This window comes from Agrobacterium sp. CFBP2214 (assembly GCF_030209895.1).
Classification (GTDB): domain Bacteria; phylum Pseudomonadota; class Alphaproteobacteria; order Rhizobiales; family Rhizobiaceae; genus Agrobacterium; species Agrobacterium radiobacter.
The window spans coordinates 665,313-683,832 of record NZ_JARVRC010000003.1; the positions used below are offsets into that span (position 1 = coordinate 665,313).

Sequence of the window (18,520 nt, forward strand, 5' to 3'; positions counted from 1 at the left end):
ATCGATAAGGCTTGAAATCGCGCTGCGCTTGCCGCATGCCCATAAGTAATACGTAATTTAGAAAAGAAGCAGCTTCATGTCTCCCACCACCACACCGGCAGCAGCCCGGCCACTCAACAGCCAGGATTACAAAACTCTCGGTCTTTCGGCCCTGGGCGGTGCGCTCGAATTTTACGACTTCATCATTTTCGTATTTTTCGCGACTGTCATCGGCCATCTGTTTTTCCCGCCGGAAATGCCCGACTGGCTGGTGATGATCCAGACCTTCGGCATCTTCGCCGCCGGTTATCTGGTGCGGCCGCTGGGCGGCATCGTTCTCGCGCATTATGGCGACCGTTATGGCCGCAAGCGCGTCTTTGCCTTCTCGATCCTGCTGATGGCCCTCTCCACGCTGGGCATGGCGCTGATGCCGACCTACGCCACCATCGGCGTCGCCGCCCCCATCCTGCTCATCATCCTGCGCATGCTGCAGGGTGCTGCCATCGGCGGTGAAGTACCGGGGGCCTGGACCTTCGTTGCCGAACACGTGCCGTTCCGCCGCGTCGGGCTTGCCTGCGGTTTTCTCACATCCGGCCTCTCTTTCGGCATCATGCTGGGCTCGCTAATCGCTTTCGCCATCAACTCGCTCTTCACACCGGAAGACGTGGCCGGTTACGCCTGGCGCATTCCCTTCCTGCTCGGCGGCATTTTCGGCCTGATCGCTGTTTATCTGCGCCGCTGGCTGGAAGAAACGCCGATCTTCATGGAGATGAAGAAGTCAAAATCGCTGACGGACAAGCTGCCGCTCGGGCTGGTACTGAAGCACCATATGCGTGGCGTGATCATCTCCGCTCTGCTGACATGGGTTCTGTCGGCCGCCATCGTCGTCACGACGCTGATGACCGCCACCTTCCTGCAGAAGCTCTATGGCTACACCCCGACGCAGGCGCTCGCCGGCACCAGCTTCGGCACGCTGTTCCTGATCTTCGGCGTCATCATCGCCGGCGCCCTGATCGACCGTATCGGCTCCGGCCTCTTCTTCATGGGCGCGAGCATCTTTTTCGGCATCGCCACCTTCACCTTCTACAGCTACGCCGGCACCTCGCTTCAGACCATGTTCGTGCTTTATGGCGTGATGGGCCTCTCGGTCGGCATGGCGGGTGCGGTGCCCTATGTCATGGTTCGCGCCTTCCCGGCATCGGTCCGGTTCTCTGGCCTCTCCTTCGCCTACAACGTCTCCTATGCCGTCTTTGGCGGGCTGACGCCGATCGGCGTGACGACGGCGCTTGCGATCAATCCGATGGCCCATGCCTGGTATCTGGTCTTCATCGCCATCCTCGCCTTCGCGATCGGCCTCTACCTCTATCTGCGCGGCAGCGAGATCGAGAGCCATGTCGGCATCGAGGAACTGGCGGCGTTAAGGTCGTAAGTTCAACAGTTAACAAAAAAAGCGCGGGCAAAACCCGCGCTTTTTTATTTCAACGACGATGAGTGAAACCTCACGCAGCGCTGTCGATTTCCTCGGCAGCATTCGTCGGCACGTAGTTGAGAACAGGCCCGAGCCAGCGCTCCACCTCTTCCACCGGCATATCCTTGCGGCGGGCATAATCCAGCACCTGGTCGCGCTCCACCTTGGCGACACCGAAATAATAGCTCTCGGGGTGGCCGATATAGAGGCCTGACACCGACGAGCCGGGCCACATGGCATAGCTCTCCGTCAGTTCCACGCCCGCCGCATTGGTGGCGTCGAGCAGGGCAAACAGCGTCTTCTTTTCGGTGTGATCGGGCTGGGCCGGATAGCCGGGCGCGGGGCGGATACCGGCATAGGCCTCGCCGATCAGCTCGTCGCCGGCAAACGCTTCGTCCGGCGCATAACCCCAGAACTCCTTGCGGACGCGCTCATGCATGCGCTCGGCAAAAGCTTCCGCAAAGCGGTCGGCCAGCGCCTTGACGAGGATGGACGAATAATCGTCATTCGCCCGCTCGAAACGCTCGGCAATCGCCACTTCCTCGATACCCGCCGTCACCACGAAACCACCGACATAATCGGCAACGCCGCTATCGACAGGCGCCACGAAGTCGGACAGCGCCACATTGGGACGACCGTCGCGCTTGGAAAGCTGCTGGCGCAGCGTGAAGAAGGTCGCAAGCTCTTCCTTGCGGCTCTCATCCGTGAACAGCCTGATATCGTCGCCCACCGCATTGGCGGGCCAGAACCCGATTACCGCGCGTGGCCGGAACCAGTTCTCCTCGATGATCTTCTTCAGCATGGCCTGCGCATCGCTATAAAGCTGACGCGCCGCTTCACCCTGCTTTTCATCCTCGAGGATCGCCGGGAAACGGCCCTTCAACTCCCAGGTCTGGAAGAACGGCGTCCAGTCGATGTAACGGGAAAGCTCCTCAAGATCGTAGGTTTCGAACACCTTGGTGCCGAAGAACTGCGGCTTGACGGCGCTATAGCTCGACCAGTCGATCTTGTGCGCATTCTCCCGGGCACGGGAAAGCGGCAGGCGCAGCTTTTCGCGCTCGTTGCGGGCATGGGCCTCCGCCACCTTGGCATATTCGCTGCGAATGCCATCGATATAAGCGGGCTTCTGCTCGGCGGAGAGAAGTGCCGACACGACGCCGACCGCGCGCGAAGCATCGGTGACGTAGATCGCCTGACCCTGCTCGTAGCGCGGATGAATTTTCACGGCCGTATGCACGCGGCTCGTCGTTGCGCCGCCGATCAGAAGCGGAATGTCGAAACCCTGCCGCTCCATTTCGGCCGCCACATGCACCATCTCATCCAGCGATGGCGTGATGAGGCCCGAAAGGCCGATCACGTCAACCTTTTCGGCAATAGCCGTTTCAAGGATTTTCGTCGTCGGCACCATCACGCCAAGATCGATGATCTCGTAATTGTTGCAGGCGAGGACGACGCCGACGATGTTCTTGCCGATATCGTGCACGTCGCCCTTCACGGTTGCCATCAGCACCTTGCCGGCAGCACTACGCTCAGACCCGCCATTGAGGCGTTTTTCCTCTTCCATGTAAGGAAGCAGCACGGCCACGGCCTGTTTCATCACGCGGGCGGATTTCACCACCTGCGGCAGGAACATCTTGCCCGAACCGAAGAGGTCGCCGACCACATTCATGCCGGCCATCAGCGGCCCTTCGATGACGTGCAGCGGACGCTCCGCCTTCTGGCGCGCCTCTTCCGTATCGGCCTCGATGAAATCGGTGATACCGTTGACCAGCGCATGTTCCAGACGCTTCTCGACGGGAAGTTCGCGCCAGGAGAGGTCCTGCACCTTGGTGTCCTTGGCGCCTGTGCCGCGGAAACGCTCAGCCACCTCGAGCAGACGCTCCGTCGCGTCGTCGCGGCGGTTCAGCACCACGTCCTCGCAGGCCTCGCGCAGTTCCGCATCGATATTGTCGTAAACCGCAAGCTGCCCGGCATTGACGATGCCCATATCCATGCCGACCTGAATGGCGTGGTAGAGGAACACGGCATGCATCGCCTCACGCACCGGCTCGTTGCCGCGGAAGGAGAAGGACAGGTTGGAAACACCGCCGGAAATATGCGTGAGCGGCATGGTTTCGCGGATGGTCTTGGTGGCCTCGATGAAATCAACGCCGTAATTATTGTGCTCTTCGATACCCGTCGCCACCGCAAAAACGTTCGGATCGAAGATGATGTCCTCAGGCGACAGGCCGGCCTTTTCGGTCAGCAGCTTATAGGCGCGCGAGCAGATTTCCACCTTGCGCTGATAGGTATCGGCCTGTCCGACCTCGTCAAAGGCCATGACGACGACCGCCGCACCGTAATTGTGAACGAGCCGCGCCTGCTGGAGAAACTTCTCCTCGCCTTCCTTCAGCGAAATCGAGTTGACGATGGGCTTGCCCTGAACGCATTTCAGGCCGGCTTCGATGATCTCGAACTTCGAGCTATCGATCATGACAGGCACGCGGGCGATGTCAGGCTCGGCGGCGATGAGGTTCAAAAACTCCACCATCGCCTTTTCGGAATCGATCAGGCCTTCATCCATGTTGATGTCGATGATCTGTGCACCGTTTTCCACCTGGTCACGGGCAACGGCGAGAGCCGCCGTATAGTCGCCAGCGGTGATGAGCTTACGGAACTTGGCCGAGCCGGTGACGTTGGTGCGTTCGCCGACATTGACGAAGGGAATGTCCTTGGTCAGCACGAAGGGCTCAAGGCCGGAAAGCGACATGAAGGGCTTGTGCTCGGGAATCGGGCGCGGCTTGTAATCCTTGACCGCTTCGGCAATCGCCCGGATATGCTCGGGCGTCGAACCGCAGCAGCCGCCGACGATGTTGACGAGACCGTCGCGCACGAAGCCTTCCACCTGCCGCGCCATCATCTCAGGCGTTTCGTCATACTGACCGAATTCGTTCGGCAGGCCGGCATTGGGATAGGCGCAGACGAAGGTATCGGCGACGTCAGACAGTTCCTGCAGATGCGGACGCATCGCATCCGCACCAAGCGCACAGTTCAGGCCGATGGTGAAGGGGTTGGCGTGACGCACCGAATTCCAGAACGCCGAAGGCGTCTGACCGGAAAGCGTGCGGCCGGAGAGGTCGGTAATCGTGCCTGAGATCATCACCGGCAGGCGGATGCCCTTGGCCTCGAAACGCTCCTCGCAGGCGAATATCGCCGCCTTGGCGTTCAGCGTATCGAAAATCGTCTCGATGAGGATGATATCGGCACCGCCGTCGATCAGGCCGTCGATCTGCTCGCCATAGGCAATGCGCAGATCGTCGAAGGTGACGGCGCGGTAACCGGGATTGTTCACGTCAGGCGAAATAGAGGCCGTGCGGTTGGTCGGGCCGATGGCGCCGGCCACGAAACGGCGGCGGCCGTCTTCCCGCTCGGCGCGCTGGGCGGCGCGGCGGACAATCTGCGCCCCTTCGCGGTTGAGATCGTAGACCGCATTTTCCATCTCGTAATCGGCCTGCGCGATGCGTGTGGACGAAAACGTGTTGGTCTCGAGAATATCCGCACCCGCCATGGCGTAGCGGTAGTGAATTTCTTCGATGGCGTCGGGCTGGGTCAGGATCAGAAGGTCGTTATTGCCCTTCTGGTGACAGGCGCAGCCGATGAAACGGTCGCCGCGAAAATGGTCTTCGTCAAAACCCAGACCCTGGATCTGCGTGCCCATGGCACCGTCGAGAATGAGGATGCGTTCGCTGGCAGCCTCGCGCAGCGCCTTGAAAATTTCCGCGCCGTCGCGCTTTGCCCCTTCAGGGCCAAACAGATCGTCAAACACGGGCACACTCCTCATTTCGATTTGCAAGATCGCAAGTCGTCAAGTCACATAAAGATATGTTTATGTCAATATATCTTCAAGGGACAGGCATGGCTTTGCGTCGTTGCGTCACGTTACGAAATATCGCTGACAGATGACAGGTTTATACGGCAAGGATATAAGCCGAAGCAGCAAACGCATGGAGGACGCAATGCCCGAAGACGATCACAACAGCCGCAACTGGAATACCCTGCCCTGGCACCGCCAGTGGCTGGTGAAACAGGCCGAGGGACTTTTCGACTTCTTCCAGTATCGCGCCCTCAATCCCGCCGGCGGTTTCTTCGATCTCGACGCCAAGGGCGCGCCGCTGCAGGCAAACGATCCCGTGCGCGGCATCCATGCCTCTGCGCGCATGGTGCATTGCTTCTCCATCGGCCACCTGCTCGGCCGGCCGGGCTGCGGCGATATCGTCGACCACGGCATGACCTATCTCTGGAACAAACACCGCGATGGCGAACATGGCGGTTATTTCTGGCAGGTGAACGATGCCGGCCCAGTGGACGCCACCAAGCAGGGTTATGGCCACGCCTTCGTGCTTCTGGCCGCCTCTTCCGCCAAGACCGTCGGCCACCCGCTGGCCGACCGGATGCTGGCTGATATTACCGAAGTGCTGGAAAGTCGTTTCTGGGAAGAAAAACATGGCGCCATCGCCGAGGAATTCAATCGCGACTGGTCGCCCATCGACAATTATCGCGGCCAGAACTCCAATATGCACCTCACCGAAGCGCTGATGGCCGCCTATGAGGTGACCGGCGACAATAACTATCTCAGCAAGGCCGAACGCATCGCCGATCTCGTCATCCGTCGCCGCGCCGGCGAGCTGGATTTCCGCGTGCCCGAGCATTTCGACGACAACTGGACGCTGGACAAGGACTATCGCGGCAACGAAATGTTCCGCCCCTCCGGCTCCACCCCCGGCCACTGGCTGGAATGGGCGCGCCTCATCCTGCAATTGTGGATACTGGGCGAACGCCGCCACGACTGGATGCCGGTCGCGGCCAAATCCCTCTTCGTGCAGTCCATGGCGCTGGGCTGGGACCGGGAAAAGGGCGGCTTCTTTTATACGCTGGACTGGAATGACAATCCCGACAAGCGGGCAAAGCTCTGGTGGCCCATGTCCGAGGCGGCGGGTGCGGCCCATTTCCTCAACGAGAACCTGCCGGCGGATGGCTTCTACGAAGACAGCTATCGTCGCATCTGGAGCACCATCGCCAACAACTTCATCGACCATGCCAATGGCGGCTGGCATGAAGAACTGACGGAAGATCTGGTTCCCGCCCACACGCTATTCCCAGGCAAGGGCGATATCTATCATGCGCTCCAGGCCTGCCTCATCCCGCTTTTCCCGGCGACGGGCAGCCTGACGAAGGTGATCAAGGAAAGCGGCGGGGATTATTAAGGCGCTCTGCGGCCAATAGCCCCTCTGCCGTCATGCTCGGGCTTGTCCCGAGCATCTGCGGCCTATGTATCGGACGCAAAGTGGCTGGATCCTCGGCACAGGGCCGAGGATGACGTCGAGCATAAAGCAACCCTCAAAACCCGATGGTTTCCTCGAAATCATCCCAGGACTGGTACATTTCATAGCGCCCGATTCCGGGGATCGGCACATGCCCGTAATAGGGCGAAAGCTGAAACTCGGCTGCCGCTTCGCCCTTGCCAGCCACAGCAGCCACATAGATGGCGGAGGCAAGCCCGGTGCGGTTGGCGCCATGTTCACAGTGGATGAGAACAGGCTTTTCCGCATTGCGCAGCACGGCCGCCAGCGTTTCCGAATCCTCCACCGAGACCTTTTCGCTTGAACTCAGCGGATAATCGACAAGCCGGATGCCATTGTTTTTCGCCGCGCGGCTTTCGGCTTCATACCAGCCTTCACGCTTTTCATCGCGCAGGTTGATGATCGTCTTGATGCCATAGGCCTTGGCATAGGCCGCGATGTCCTTGCCGCTCGGCTGGGCCGAACGATAGAGTTCGCCGGGAATGACTTCGTGGAAATTTCCGGTCAGCTGGCCGATGCCCATATGCGCACCCGCCAGAACCGGCAGGGCGACAAGGCCAATGGCCGTTATTTTCAGAAACTTCAAAACAATACGCAAAACATCAACCCGCGACATCAATCGAATGAAGGGGGAAGTGGCATCGCAAATGGACGAAAACAAGTCAGCGACCATCCCGACCCGTTCCGGCGCGGACGATAGAAGTTGACCTTTCCGCCCGAAGCAACTGTGATGCAAGGGTTTTACGACGGCCGCTCACCGGAGTGAAAATTCTCAAAATACCGTGATCGCCGGAAGCAGTCGAACCGTTCAGTCGAATTCTGCGGATATGACGGTAACGCGCCATTCCAGACGTTGCGGCTCTACCCTTTCATTGTTGCGCAGCCGGAAGGACCGGCAGGCCGCGAACGTCTCCCCGGCCTCGATCCGTCTTTCGCTCACCTGATAGGGATCGAAGGTGACCGAGGCGCGGAAGGCCGGTTCGAACCCTTCGAGCGTATAGGTCAGCCGCTGCACCGCGACATTGTTGTCGTTGCGGAAGCTGAGGCGGATTGGCAATGCCGCATCCGGGCAGGCCGCGTCGAAGCCGGCGGTCGCGACGATATGGTCGAGCCGCTGGTTGCCGCGTCGCCAGTCATAAATCACAAAGGCGGCGGTGGTCGTCCAGATCAGCAACAGGCAGATGACAACGGATTTGAGATGCCGCGGAAACGCAATGAGGGTGAGGAGAAGAATGGCGCTGAGAACGGCTCCGACAATCACGTCGTCCCTCCTCCGCTAAAATAAAGCCTCATGTGAACTCATCCTCCCATGCCCTTTCCGCCCGCAACGATCCTCCTCACCGGGAGGTCGCGACGGTGTACTCTCAGCCGCAGCTTATGCCGCTTCTGGCGCAGCGCAAAGCACCGGCCCGCCGTGGTCAACCACAACTCTATGGTCGCGTCCCCCGCTGTCAAGACAACCAAGCGTGACACCCGCCCACCACTTTTCCGAACCTTTGACGAAACACCAAAGGGAACCAAACGCGGCTGAAGGCGTTCGCAGCATCAGAACAGCATGGCGGGGCGATAAAACGCCGCGAACCGGGGCAAAGGCGGCAGCAAGGCCGGGAGGACACGAGCGCCTCTTGGAACCGCCGAACCCCGCCCCATATTAAAAGCAGCTAATCTATGCTATGGATGTCAGTCAGCTCAGGGAGAAAAACGATGAAAACGCTGATCGTAACGTCACTCCTGGCCCTGTCGGCCAGCACCGCAATGGCCGCGGATGCCGTCTACGAAACGCCCGCACCTCCGGTCGCGCAGGAAACCCTGCCGGTCTTCACCTGGTCTGGCCCCTATCTTGGTATTCAAGGCGGCGCGGGCTGGGCAAATGGCGATTTTTCGGCCGGCGGCCCGGTCGCCTCGGATAATTTCGATGGCGGCATTCTCGGCGCCTTCGTTGGTTACAATTACCAGTTCGACAATAATCTGGTGCTCGGCATCGAAGGTGATGTCGATTATAACTGGAACGACAATGACTATGCCGGCGTGCAGATCGGTACCGACTGGCAGGGTTCCGTTCGCGGCCGCGTCGGCTATGCCTTCGACCACGCCCTGCTCTATGCCACCGCTGGCTGGACCGCGACACGCGGCTTCATCGAAACGCCCGGAGCCGGCAAGGACAGCACCACGTTCAACGGCTATACCGTCGGCGCGGGTCTGGACTATGCCTTCACCGACAACGTGTTCGGCAGGCTGGAATATCGATACAACGACTATAGCGACAAGGACATCTTCGGTATCAACACCGATGTCGACCAGCACACGGTTAAAGTGGGTCTCGGCGTGAAGTTCTGATCGCGACCGAAGGATTTCGACAAGAAGCCCGGCCGTCCGCCGGGCTTTTTTATTGCGGAAAGCGTGCATCTTCCGCGATCCTGCAGTCGGAAATCAGGAAAATATGAACCGCTTAAAAATGAGATATTCACAGGCCGTTCACCCGTCCCGTGCCATCATCCGGGCATAATGAGCCTCTATCTCCCGAAGCAGGCTTATGGAGTAGCCCCCGATGAAAAAGATAATTCTTTCCACTATTGCCGCGCTGGTCGCCACCGGCAGCATTTTTGCATCCTATGGCACCGCTGCCGCGCAGGACTATCCCTATCGCCCGCGCTACGACCGGGGTTATGACCGTGGCGGCCCACCCCCGCCGCCCTACCGCGAACATCGCCGCCACAATGATGGCGCAGCGATTGCCGGCGGCCTCGCCGCAGGCGTCATCGGCGGCCTGATCGGCGGCGCCATCGCCAACGGCAACGGCGGCCCCCGCTACTACGAACCGCCACCGCCGCCCCCGCCGCGCTGCTGGTTCGAAGACCGCCGCATTCCCAATTCTTATGATGGCGGCTGGCATACGGAGAGTATGCGGGTTTGTAACTGACCCGATAGCCGAAAATTTAATCTTGATGATCCGATCAGCCTAACCGGCTGGTCGGATTTTTTGTTGGATGGAACAAAAAATCCAGAAGAGGGCAATGATCGATGGAAATAGGGATCCGCTGCCTGGAATCTCGCTATTTTGTCTAAAATATGAGAAAAATGGTGGGCCCGGAGAGACTCGAACTCCCAACCAAGCGGTTATGAGCCGCCGGCTCTAACCATTGAGCTACAGGCCCTTTCGGAAAACCGATCCGAAACACCGGCTTCGCAATGGTTCGAATCCGGTGGTCACGCTCTAACGTAATTTTTTGAGCCCGACAAGCCATTGATGCTTTCCCAAAACAGCGCCGCCGTATTAGCTACACAATCTAAGGCAATACCCTTCAAAGGGACTCAATCAACGAGGAAACACCATGAAGACAAAAACGGCCCGCCTTTTCGCACTCACCGCAATGACCGCAGCTGCCATGATGCCGCTTGCCGCCCAGGTGTCTGCGCAGGAGGCTTCCCCGCGCGAAGCCACCATCAGTGTTTCCGGTGAAGGCCAGGCGGCCATTGCCCCTGATATGGCGATCCTGTCCTTCAGCGTCGTCAAGCAGGCGGAGACTGCGGCTGCGGCTCTTACCGAAAATTCCAAGGCGCTCGCCGACGTTCTGAAAGCGCTGAAAGAGGCCGCCATTGAAGACCGCGACCTGCAGACCAGCAATTTCTCCGTGCAGCCGCTCTACAAGCACTATGAGCCTAAGGACGGCGTCTATGTTGCGCCCGAGATCACCGGCTATCAGGTATCCAACGGCCTGACCGTGCGGGTGCGCGACCTGAAGAAGCTCGGCACGATCCTCGATACCTCCGTCAAGCTCGGCATCAACCAGGGCGGCGACATCACCTTCACCAATGACAAGCCCGAAGCGACGGTGACCGAGGCCCGCAAGCAGGCCGTCGCCGATGCGCTGGCCAAGGCGAAGACGCTGACGGAAGCGGCGGGCGTGAAGCTTGGCCGTGTCATTCAGATCAGCGAAAACTCGCAGCGCCCGATGCCGGTACCGGCGGGCGTGATGCGTGCTTCGATGATGAAGGAAGCCGACAGCGTGCCGATCGCGTCGGGTGAGAACAGCTACAGCGTGGTGGTCAACGTCACCTTCGCTCTCGAGCAGTAAGATCGGCGGCGGGCGGCACTCCTGTGCCGCTCTTCCCCCATCCTGAATTCAGCCATTGGCATGATGCAAAACGAAATGCCCCTCGCCTGCCTTTCCGGACAAGCGAGGGGCATTTTTTAATCGTTCTGCCCGACGGGGATATCAGCAGATCGATAAGACTGGCCGCTGTTAGCGCCGGATCACCGGGCAACCGCGCTCATTGGCGAAAACGATACGATCACGGCCGCGACGGTCAAAGCCTGCCACCACGACACGGCGCGGCGATACATCAACCACGCGGGCACGGCGAAGACCCATGCGGCTTGCCTTTTCTTCCGCAAGCGAAACCGAGCAGCCGCGGCGCGGGCGGTCCGGACGGCCCCAGCCGGGACGATGACCATAGCCGTCCTGAACCTGAACTCTGAACTGGACATCCGAGCCTGCGGAAGCCGCTGGCGCCGTAAAGGAAATTCCACCGAGGGCTATGAGGGTAGCCAGGCCGGCTTTTGCAAAGGTGCTGAACATGAACTTCACTCCGTTTGTTTCTTTGCCGACAGGGGAACATCCCCCGGCGATTGACGAGACCCTAGACCCGCCCGTCTGAATATCAGCAGAACCGAATGTTCAGCAGGCGTTCAGAGAGGTTAACGCGCAATACATCAATCCGGATCCAGACATCACGGCGAGATATGCAGCACGATTTCCCGCCGATGCGGCTGGTCGCGATGTTCGAAAAGATAAAGGCCCTGCCAGGTGCCGAGCACAAGCCTGCCGTCGCTGATCGGCACACCGATGGAAACCGTGGTCAGCGCCGATTTGATATGGGCGGGCATATCGTCGGAGCCTTCAAGGGTGTGGATGATCCATCGCATGGAAGGATCATCGGAAGGCGGCACGAGCCGGGAGAAAAACACCGTGAGATCACGCCGCACATCGGGATCGGCATTTTCCTGAATGAGCAGCGAGCAGGATGTGTGCCTAACGAAGATTGTCAGCAGGCCTTCCTCCACCCCGGCATGATTGACGAATGCCCTGGCCTCGGATGTGAACTCGTAAAGGCCCTGTCCATGGGTGGGGACGATCATCTTCTTCTGCGGCACAATTTTTCCTTCAAATAATTTGGAACAAAATCGACGCTGCCAACGTTGCAACATGTCAAATTGTATCCGATGACACCACGGATACGACAATCGCATGACGGCGGCTCATAAAAGCACAACGGAAAACCGGCGTCACAGTTGCAAAAATCGGGGAAGGGTTGGCACTATCAGAATGGACTATTCAGGCTTTCCCATCTCACGACAACCAGATTATCTTCGGCACAGACAGACACAGGGTGCGAAAGACTGATTCATGGCACCCAGTGACTATCAAGTCGACCTGACCAATTGCGACCGCGAACCCATCCACATCCCAGGCTATATTCAACCGCATGGCTGTCTCATCGCCTGCGATAACGCCATGCGCATGGTGGTGCGGCATTCCGAAAACTGCCGCGAACTGCTGGGCATTGACGGCGATATCAATGGCAAAACCGCCGAGGACGTGCTCGGCAAAAAACTCGTCCACGATCTTCGCAATGCGCTGACCGTCACCGGCAGAACCACGCGTCCCGCCATGCTGCCGGCCATGGAAATGAGCGACGGTCGCAGCTTCGATATTTCGCTTCACCGCTACAAGTCCACCACGATCATCGAATTCGAGCCCTCCGGCAGCGAAACGCAGCCGCTCGGCACGGCGCGCAAGATGGTGGACCGCATCCGCGAGGCGGACAGCGTCGAAAGCCTGATTTCCAGAACGACGCGGCTGGTAAAGGCGACGCTCGGTTACGACCGGGTGATGATCTACCGTTTCGAGGAAGATGGCGCCGGCAAGGTCGTGTCGGAGGCGAAGCAGCCGGAACTGGAAAGCTTTCTCGGGCAATATTTCCCCGCCAGCGACATCCCGCAGCAGGCCCGTGCGCTCTATCTCAAGAACACGCTTCGCATTATCTCCGATGCCAGCGGCGCCCGCGTTCCCGTCCTGCCGGCCGTCGATGCATCCGGCGAGCCGCTCGATCTGTCCTTCGCGCATCTGCGCAGCGTCTCGCCCATCCATTGCGAATATCTCCGCAACATGGGTGTCGGCGCTTCCATGTCCATTTCGGTGATTGTCGACGGGGGCCTGTGGGGCCTCATCGCCTGTCATCACTATTCCCCGCGCGTGCTGACCATGCCGGTCCGGATCGCCGCGGAAATGTTCGGGGAATTTTTCTCCATGCATCTGCAGGTCCTGAAACAGAAGCGCAGGCTCGATACCGTCAACCACGCCCATGCCGCGCTCGACCGTTTCCTGCGGCTTGCCGCGCATCACGCCAATATTGAAGAACTGCTGATCGACAGTTTCCAGGATTTTGCCGATCTGATGCCGTGTGACGGCGTTGGCCTGTGGGTGGGAAACAACTGGCACTGCCATGGCGCAACGCCGCCGCATGACGCCATTCCAAGGCTGGCGCGTTTCGTCGCCTCGGCTTCCGAAGGCAAGGTCTGGGCGACCCATGCGCTGTCGCAGGCGATACCGGAAGCGGAAATCTACGCCGGCACCGCGGCCGGAATGCTCGCCATTCCACTCTCGCAGGTAAAGAACGACTATCTCCTGTTTTTCCGCAAGGAGATCGTGCAGAACCTGAACTGGGCCGGCAATCCGGAAAAATCCTATGAGACCGGCCCGATGGGGGATCGTCTCACGCCGCGCAAAAGCTTTGCGATCTGGAAAGAGACGGTGCGTCTGCAGGCGCAACCCTGGTCGGAAGCCGATCGTGAAATCGCCGAAGCCGCCAGAATTGCGCTGGTCGAGGTTGCATTCCATCACAGCGAGCTGATGGCTGGCGAAAGGGAACGCGCCGAAGTACGCCAGCGCATGCTGAACGAGGAACTCAACCACCGCGTCAAGAATGTTCTGGCCATCATCAAATCGCTGGTCGGCAATCCCTCGCAGGAGGGCAAGACCCTGCAGGAATATGTCACCGCGCTGAAGGGCCGCATTCAGGCTCTGTCCTTTGCCCATGACCAGATCATCCGCGGTGAAGGCGGCGGCGCGCTTCGCGATCTTCTGGACGCCGAATTGTCGCCCCATCGCTCGCCGGAAACGACGGTAAAACTTGAGGGGCCTCAGGTCACGCTCGATTCACGCGCCTTCTCGGTGATGGCGCTGGTTCTGCATGAACTGGCGACGAATGCCGCCAAATACGGCGCGCTTTCGCAAAATGGCGGGCAATTGCATGTGCGCTGGCAGATCAGCGAAAACCGCGATTGCGAGATTGGGTGGCGCGAAATCCTGCCCACCAAACTGCCCACCCCGTCGCGCGCCGGTTTCGGCACGGCGCTCATCAGCCGCAGCATCCCCTACGATCTCGGCGGGCGCAGCACGATGCGCTATTTGCCTGACGGGCTGGAGGCGGAAATTTTCCTGCCCTCCCGTCACGTCTCATCGGCGACGGTTGCCTCCAGCGCGCAAACCGAGGATGAAACCGCACCGCAGCCCAGACGCTATAACCGGGAGGAGCCGTTGAAAGTATTACTCGTCGAAGATCAGATGCTGATCGCCATGGATGTCGAGAACATGCTGGAGGATAACGGCATCAAGACCATAGAAACGGCAACCTCGTCGGCAATGGCGATTGAAAAGCTGAAGAGCTATGTGCCTGACGTGGCCATTCTCGACATCAATCTCGGCTCAGACACCTCGATCCCGGTCGCGAGAGAACTTCACCGCCGCGGCGTCCCGTTCCTCTTCGCCACCGGCTATGCGGATGGCAGCATGGTGCCGGATGAATTCGGCAATGTGCCGGTTATCCGCAAGCCCTATGATGAGGATGCGCTGATGGCGGGCATTGGGCTACTGGTGGGTGATACGGAGCGGGTGTGAGGTAGCTCTCTAAGCACGCACCCCTTGCAGCCACATGGAGTACGACACGATGCTTCCCGGCTGGTGTATAGGGAGGCCGTTTTGCAGCGCACTTCCCTCCCTCATCTCTGTGCTTGTCACAGAGATCCAGCCAGCCCAAGTCCTTGGGCTGAAAGGACGTTCTTCGCCGCGCGGACGCGCGCCGGCTGGATTCCTGTGACAAGCACAGGAATGAGGGAGAAGGGATGGAATCGACGAATGGAACCTTTGTTTCACTTACCCTCGCGAGGGACAAATGGTCTGCTACCGCCCCGTGAAACCTCGTTTCTTTGCTTCAGCCGCCGTAATGACATCACCTATTTTAAATCTGAAGGCCGTCACCGCGTAATTCTCGACATCCACCTCACATTGAAACGTGACATCGCGCCAGACGTCGCCGACGTTGAATGCACCTCCGGTAGCGTCAAGTAGATTGCCGGATATGCGTCCACCGGTGTCGGAAAAGCCGTACATGCCTCGGGTGGCCGTATAAACCTCTCTTATTTGGGCCAATGCTTCCGCCTGACAAAGTTGCACGATGCGACGACGGGGCGGTAGATCGCCAAAAATCTGCCGTCGCTGCGCTGGAGTTAACACAGCAGACGACAATAAGCTTTTGGCCGCCGGAAGTTTCGCGGGCTTCTCTTCCGCCACCTCCGCAGGCTTTTCCTCAACCGGCTTTGCCTGCGGCACTGGCGGCTGATCCGGCTGCGATTCTTCCTTGATAGGTGAAACCGCGATTTCCCCCTGCGCGGCGGAAGCCTGAAGATCGCGGTTGGCGGCGGGCGGCGCGGGCTTTTCCTCGGCCGCCTTTTCAGGCTGGCTTGCGGGCTCCTCGGAAGGCTCGGTCTTTTCCGCTTCTTCCGCCTTTCCCGGCTTGTCCTCGCGATCCGCCTGCATTTCCTCAGGCCTCATGGCGATGGCCGGCAACGTCGCCTGCGGCTGCGGCAAAGGTTTTGCCTCTTCCGCCGGTGGGGCCGGCGGTGGTGGCGGAGGTTGCGGCTTTTCCTCTTTCGCCTTCTCTTCACCCGGTGGCGGCGCCTCTTCCGCCTTTTTCTCCTCGGGCGGCGGCACCAGATCGACGCTGATGCTCTCCGGCTCCTGCGGTTCGACTATCCGCTCGGGCAGTTCGAAAAGGAAGATCGCAACAACGGCAAGATGCAGGAGAACGGAGACGGGCACAGCCCATCCCTTCCACCGCCATCTGCCTGCCGAAACCTGTTGCATCTCATCGAACCAAATCGAACCGGAGCATTTCCAATAAAAGCGGAATGCCTGTTTTCACACATAAGGCTTGTCGCAGAGTTCGCCAGTGCGGGAAACAAAAAACCCGGCCAGAGGTGACTGACCGGGTTCAATTTTAAAGGAAGCAAAAGCTTAGCTGTCGAGGAAGCTGCGGAGCTTTCTGGAGCGGCTCGGATGCTTCAGCTTGCGCAGCGCCTTCGCTTCGATCTGACGGATACGTTCGCGGGTAACCGAGAACTGCTGGCCGACTTCTTCCAGCGTATGGTCGGTGTTCATGCCAATGCCGAAGCGCATGCGCAGAACACGTTCTTCACGCGGCGTCAGCGAGGCCAATACGCGGGTCGTCGTTTCGCGCAGGTTCGCCTGAATGGCGGCGTCGATCGGCAGCAGCGCATTCTTGTCCTCGATGAAGTCACCGAGATGCGAATCCTCTTCGTCACCCACGGGGGTTTCGAGCGAAATCGGCTCCTTGGCGATCTTGAGAACCTTGCGCACCTTCTCAAGCGGCATGGCCAGCTTCTCGGCCAGTTCCTCCGGGGTCGGCTCGCGGCCGATCTCGTGCAGCATCTGGCGCGAGGTACGAACGATCTTGTTGATCGTCTCGATCATGTGCACCGGAATACGGATGGTGCGCGCCTGGTCGGCGATCGAGCGGGTGATCGCCTGCCTGATCCACCAGGTCGCATAGGTCGAGAACTTGTAACCGCGGCGATATTCGAATTTGTCGACCGCCTTCATCAGGCCGATATTGCCTTCCTGAATGAGATCGAGGAACTGAAGACCACGGTTAGTGTATTTCTTCGCAATCGAGATCACGAGACGCAGGTTGGCCTCGACCATCTCCTTCTTGGCGATACGCGCTTCGCGCTCACCCTTCTGCACCATCGAAACGATGCGGCGGAATTCGGCGATGGAAATGCCGGTTTCCGTGGAGAGGTTCTGGATTTCCTGGCGGATTTCCCGGATCGTGTTGCTTTCCTCGCGGGCAAATTCCTTCCAGCCGCGGGCGGCCAGATTGGCGATCGACTTCATCCAGTTCGGATCGAGTTCCGCACCGTGATACTGCTCGAGGAAGCTGTCGCGCTTGACGCCGTAGGATTCGGCAAGGCGCAGCAGACGGCCTTCGTTCTGCATCAGGCGCTTCGAAATGTCGTAGAGCTGCTCGACAAGGCTGTCGATACGGTTCTGGTTCAACGACAGCGACTTGACGGCCGTGATCAGCTGATCCTTCAGTTCCTTGTAACGACGCTCCTGACCGGAAGACAGGGTGCCGGTGCAGGCAAGACGCGCCTCGACCTGCTGATCCTGAAGCTTGCGCAGCTTCTTGTAGGTATCGGCAATGGTGTCGAGCGTTTCCATGACCTGCGGACGCAGTTCGGCTTCCATCGCGGCAAGCGAAAGATTGGACTCGTCGTCGTCCTCTTCTTCCTCTTCCGGCGGAAGACCATCGCCGCCCACATCAGTCACATCTTCGTCACCGGTCGGCGCACGCAGCTTGCGGGTCTTTTCCTTCTCTTCGGCGGCCTTGCGGTCAGCCTCGATCTTTTCCGGGCTCTGGAACTGGGGAGCCGCCTTGGCTTCCGGACCGGAATAGGTCGTTTCGAGATCGATGATCTCGCGCAGAAGCGTCGTGCCCTCATTCAGTTCGTCGCGCCAGATGATCAGCGCCTGGAACGTCAGCGGGCTTTCGCAAAGGCCCGAAATCATCGTTTCGCGGCCAGCCTCGATACGCTTGGCGATGGCGATTTCGCCCTCGCGCGACAGAAGCTCGACGGAACCCATTTCGCGCAGATACATGCGCACCGGGTCATCGGTACGGTCGGTCGGTTCTTTCTTCTTCGCGGTCGCAAGTGCGGTGCCGCCGGAGGGAGCGAGTTCGCCACCTTCGGACTCTTCGCCGTCGGAATCGCTGTCGTCGTCGCTCGCGGTTGCCTCTTCGGCATCCTCGTCCTCGATGACATTGATGCCCATGTCGGACAGCATCGCCATCGTGTCTTCGATCTGCTCGGAAGTCACCTCTTCGGACGGCAGGACGGAATTCAGCTCGTCCATCGTCACATAGCCGCGCTTCTTGGCGGCCTTGATCATTTTCTTGACCGCGTCATCCGAAAGGTCGAGAAGCGGGCCGTCCGTCGCACCGTCGCGTTCGTTTTCTGCTTCTTCGTTTTCTTTGACTTTGGTTGCCATCTATCTCGTCGCTTTCCCTGACGCTAACACCTGTTCCGCCGCATCGCCGTCCGCCCCTTGAGCATCCAGCGGTTTGCCGCGAATCACTGTCAGACACCTAACGGAGTGATCTTTAATTGCCGATTAACCACGGCAGCCTCAGGCAGAATGCAAAGACAGTGCACCCGGAAATGCTTGCTCATGCAATTTCTATCCGCCAAGGCTCATTCCACCTTACTTTTCCTGAAATGGTGATTCCCGCTATTTCCCGCCCCGTCAAGCCTTTGCGGGCGAGACAGACACGGAAATTCTTAAAAAGAGCCGCATTTTGCGGGTTATCACCA

At 59.3% G+C, this 18,520-nt stretch carries 13 protein-coding genes and 1 tRNA gene; 6 read left to right on the forward strand and 8 right to left on the reverse strand.

Annotated features, from left to right (window positions below):
- Positions 1-76 precede the first annotated feature (76 nt).
- The gene (locus tag QRN60_RS10610) at positions 77-1,408 is read left to right on the forward strand and encodes an MFS transporter (protein ID WP_060727421.1); all 1,332 of its coding nucleotides are present in this window, start codon (positions 77-79) and stop codon (positions 1,406-1,408) included.
- A gap of 70 nt (positions 1,409-1,478) precedes the next feature.
- On the opposite strand, the gene metH is transcribed toward QRN60_RS10610, so the two are convergent.
- Complete coding sequence (gene metH, locus QRN60_RS10615) at positions 1,479-5,252, reverse strand: methionine synthase (protein ID WP_004430640.1); 3,774 nt, start codon at positions 5,250-5,252, stop codon at positions 1,479-1,481.
- Between the two features lie 178 nt (positions 5,253-5,430).
- On the opposite strand from metH, the gene QRN60_RS10620 reads away from it, so the two are divergent.
- A complete protein-coding gene (locus QRN60_RS10620) occupies positions 5,431-6,690 on the forward strand; it encodes an AGE family epimerase/isomerase (protein ID WP_162686237.1) in 1,260 nt (419 codons plus the stop codon).
- Between the two features lie 133 nt (positions 6,691-6,823).
- Here QRN60_RS10620 and QRN60_RS10625 read toward each other — a convergent pair whose 3' ends face one another.
- Positions 6,824-7,384, reverse strand: coding sequence for a dual specificity protein phosphatase family protein (locus QRN60_RS10625; RefSeq protein ID WP_035212709.1), 561 nt, complete (start codon positions 7,382-7,384; stop codon positions 6,824-6,826).
- Between the two features lie 210 nt (positions 7,385-7,594).
- A complete protein-coding gene (locus QRN60_RS10630) occupies positions 7,595-8,047 on the reverse strand; it encodes a hypothetical protein (RefSeq protein WP_080866314.1) in 453 nt (150 codons plus the stop codon).
- A 443-nt stretch (positions 8,048-8,490) separates the two neighbouring features.
- Between QRN60_RS10630 and QRN60_RS10635 the strand changes: the two genes are divergently transcribed.
- Both QRN60_RS10635 and QRN60_RS10640 read left to right on the forward strand, forming a co-directional pair.
- The gene (locus QRN60_RS10635) at positions 8,491-9,123 is read left to right on the forward strand and encodes an outer membrane protein (protein ID WP_004430633.1); all 633 of its coding nucleotides are present in this window, start codon (positions 8,491-8,493) and stop codon (positions 9,121-9,123) included.
- A gap of 211 nt (positions 9,124-9,334) precedes the next feature.
- Positions 9,335-9,706 carry a hypothetical protein gene (locus QRN60_RS10640; RefSeq protein ID WP_112278315.1) on the forward strand — a complete coding sequence of 124 codons (372 nt, stop codon included), beginning with the start codon at positions 9,335-9,337 and terminating at the stop codon, positions 9,704-9,706.
- 159 nt (positions 9,707-9,865) lie between these two features.
- Here the strand turns inward: QRN60_RS10640 and QRN60_RS10645 are convergent.
- Positions 9,866-9,941, reverse strand: a tRNA-Ile gene (locus QRN60_RS10645).
- Between the two features lie 177 nt (positions 9,942-10,118).
- Here QRN60_RS10645 and QRN60_RS10650 point away from each other — a divergent pair.
- The gene (locus QRN60_RS10650; RefSeq protein WP_004430464.1) at positions 10,119-10,862 is read left to right on the forward strand and encodes an SIMPL domain-containing protein; all 744 of its coding nucleotides are present in this window, start codon (positions 10,119-10,121) and stop codon (positions 10,860-10,862) included.
- 168 nt (positions 10,863-11,030) lie between these two features.
- On the opposite strand, the gene QRN60_RS10655 is transcribed toward QRN60_RS10650, so the two are convergent.
- Together QRN60_RS10655 and QRN60_RS10660 are read right to left on the reverse strand one after the other, a co-directional pair.
- A complete protein-coding gene (locus QRN60_RS10655; RefSeq protein ID WP_004430463.1) occupies positions 11,031-11,366 on the reverse strand; it encodes a hypothetical protein in 336 nt (111 codons plus the stop codon).
- A gap of 152 nt (positions 11,367-11,518) precedes the next feature.
- On the reverse strand, positions 11,519-11,941 hold the full coding sequence (locus tag QRN60_RS10660; RefSeq protein ID WP_004430462.1) for a secondary thiamine-phosphate synthase enzyme YjbQ: 423 nt from the start codon (positions 11,939-11,941) through the stop codon (positions 11,519-11,521).
- 253 nt (positions 11,942-12,194) lie between these two features.
- On the opposite strand from QRN60_RS10660, the gene QRN60_RS10665 reads away from it, so the two are divergent.
- Positions 12,195-14,747 (forward strand): HWE histidine kinase domain-containing protein, encoded by a 2,553-nt coding sequence (locus QRN60_RS10665; protein ID WP_129564909.1) that lies wholly within the window; start codon positions 12,195-12,197, stop codon positions 14,745-14,747.
- A gap of 282 nt (positions 14,748-15,029) precedes the next feature.
- Here the strand turns inward: QRN60_RS10665 and QRN60_RS10670 are convergent, their stop codons facing one another.
- A complete protein-coding gene (locus QRN60_RS10670) occupies positions 15,030-15,947 on the reverse strand; it encodes a DUF930 domain-containing protein (protein ID WP_060725258.1) in 918 nt (305 codons plus the stop codon).
- Positions 15,948-16,142: 195 nt separating this feature from the next.
- Complete coding sequence (gene rpoD, locus QRN60_RS10675) at positions 16,143-18,197, reverse strand: RNA polymerase sigma factor RpoD (RefSeq protein WP_003494761.1); 2,055 nt, start codon at positions 18,195-18,197, stop codon at positions 16,143-16,145.
- Positions 18,198-18,520: the final 323 nt, after the last annotated feature.